This is a genomic window from Lactococcus hircilactis (assembly GCF_009601015.1).
GTDB lineage: Bacteria > Bacillota > Bacilli > Lactobacillales > Streptococcaceae > Lactococcus > Lactococcus hircilactis.
On sequence record NZ_WITJ01000038.1, the window covers coordinates 1 to 2935 of the forward strand.

The 2935-nt window shown below is 45.1% G+C and carries 1 pseudogene; it reads left to right on the forward strand.

What is annotated here, in order from left to right:
- Positions 1-2935 (forward strand): annotated as a pseudogene (locus GHI93_RS12920) (hypothetical protein); the annotation flags it as partial.

Genomic DNA, 2935 nt, shown 5'->3' on the forward strand with positions numbered 1-2935 from the left:
TTGTTGTGCAAGTCTCCAGCGCACCTAATGGACTAAAAATCACACCGACCTTTACCATCAAACTCACAACAGCATCAAACAATGACACCCTTAATGATGACAGTCTCAATCAAACCTATGATTCAAGCGCCATCTCAGGACTTGGCGTCAAACCAACCGTCGTTTCTGCAGCACCATCGGTTGGCATTTCACTTGTCAAAGGACAAACCTTAGCAGGAGCAAATGTTTTCGGTACGAGCTCAAATGCTTTAACAGACGCAGACGATATTGGAGCAATTACTGTTCTGGCACCGCTACCAGGTCGCGCCTCTTCGGATTATCGCGGTTCAGCTTTTCCTACTGGGAATATTAGCTATACGCTCTCTGCTTCGGGGACCTATATTTCACAATCTGGAAGCTCAGGTACACTTACGAGTGCGCAAATGGCAAGTCCAATGGTCAATGCCTATGCAGCAGGTACCGTAAATCGAACAACACCTTTTACTTACAATACAGGTTCAGGATATGGTAGTCAGTTTACAAAACCTTTGCCAAGTCCAAACGCGAATACTGGACAGATTTATACAACGCCACCTACGGGTCCTACAGCAGGGATTGGGGATTATAATTCTGGTTCTTTTAATGTCACAAGTGCAGGTAGCGTCACAAATAATGGCTACGCAGGGGTTTATAACCCGTACACTTATAACATGACAGGAAATATTGCTCCAACTGCCGTCTCTAAATCCTTTTCATCATTGGAAATGATTTTAGGTTGGGACAGAACGACAACAGACGGTTTAGCAAACGCAAACGGATGGTCACAATACACTTACAATGTGAATGTTGCAACAGTAACTTTTAACAATGCTCAAGGAACAGCTCAAACGGTAACAAATAGCTACAAGAATACACTAAGCTATTCGACTAATGTCAGACCGACAGGAACCTACACCGCAACGACCTACTGGACACAACGCCCAGATGCTTCCTCAGGTAAGGTATCAGGAGCAGCAGCATTTCCAAATTTAATTAATGGTCAAACCCCTTTAAATCTAATTAACTACAATAAGTCACCAAATGCACAGCCACTTTGTTCTCAGTCAGGAACAGCGACAGGACAAAACTATGGCGATGACATTCTCTATCAAAACGAAAAAGTCTCTATGCTTAGCATGATTTTAGCAAAGAGGACAGATATTGCCCCCTACTCTAACCCTGATAATGTCGTTCTTCAGACCATCCTCATGTGGGATCCTTCTGCTTTTGTCTATGATCCGACGGCAGGATTTGATATGGAGTGGGGCAATTATTCCATTAGTGGGGCAAGTATGCAGTTCGGTGTTGCGAAAGATCCGACAGTAACTGCGCCTTATACTTATAAAGTTTTGGATTATGATACCACCTATAATACCCAGTACACTTGGTACAACAGCTGGAGTGCTGTGGTTGCAGCGGGCGCTCAAAACTCTGTTGGAGCCGTTGCTCTGGCTGTTCAGCCAACAGCAGTGACAGGAAATTCTGCAGGAACCTATATTGGGATTCCTGCAATCGTCAAGTCTGGACCTGGGGCCATCACACCAAACGGTAATCATCTCGTTTTGATGTCGACAGACAAAGTTAGCAATATTGTGACAGGTGTCAATTTTGATCCGATTCTGAACATGAATCAATCGTACATTGTCAATAACACACCTGCAACGACGGATGCTAATGGAAATACTATAACTGCTGGTAATCCAGCCAATGTCGGAATTTATTTCCCAACAACATTCAATAGTAATGGTACGGTAAACAACACAAACGGGACACTTCAAGGTCAAACTTATGCTCAACAATATTGGAACCAAGATGGGGATTCTGCCTTTGTTCAACCATACTCAACGACCTCAAGGACAACGACCGATCAGAAACTCTACGATACTTCACAGTCTATTAACATTACAGTTGTCGGGAATTTCCAATGTCCTGACCGTACGGTAGGGTATGGAGGATCACTGACAACGACCCTTCCTCCAGGAATTACCTATAAGTCAGGTTCTTCAACAGATGCCAAGGGAAATCCTATGCCAGACCCAACCATCACAACGACAGGCTCAGGGGCGACATTACAACAAGTTCTTGCCTATAATTATTCAAGTCTTGATATGGTGAACGGAGAGACGGTCCACTTCCAAGCATTACCAAACATTGCTAACTTAACTTTTGATAGTACAGGTTCGACTGGAGTTTTGACGGTGACTTCTATCAGTGCGATGTGGCTTTCTTCCCAAACACCAGGAAAAGATACATCTGGTAGTAGTGCTACAGTTCGTAGTTCTAGTGATTGGTTTCAAGAAAAAATCATTCAAGCCCTCACGATCAATAAAGACGTCGATAAAACTGCAATCGAAGATGGAAATAAAGCCACAGTCGCAAATGATCCAGCATCTGATGTCCCAGATACCTCGATCACCTACAGTCTGACCGTATCAAATATGACGGCTGCCGCAATGAGCAATGTCAATGTCCTTGACGTCCTGCCCTACAATGGCGACAGTCGTGGGACCTTGCTCTCAGGTGGCTATACCGTCACCAAGGTCGCCTCGTCGGATAGCACAGTCAAATACAGCACCAACACGACCGCACCATCCAGCTCGACCTATAACGAAAGCTCGGATCCAGCCACAATCACGACAGGATCAGGCGGCTGGACGGCACTCGCCGCAGTCGGTACCGCGCCCACTGCGACAAAGGCGATTTTGTTTAATATTCCAACCTTAAACAAAGGGACAACTATCGTCTTGACCATTACCATCCAGCCAGATAATAAACAAAAATCTGGCGATCTCTTCAACAATCAAGCCAACATCAACTATACAGGCAATATCAACCCACCAGTCAACTCAGCCAAGGTTGGCACGACCGTTTACGGCCGGGACCTCTCAGGCTTTGCGTGGCGCGATGTGAATCATGA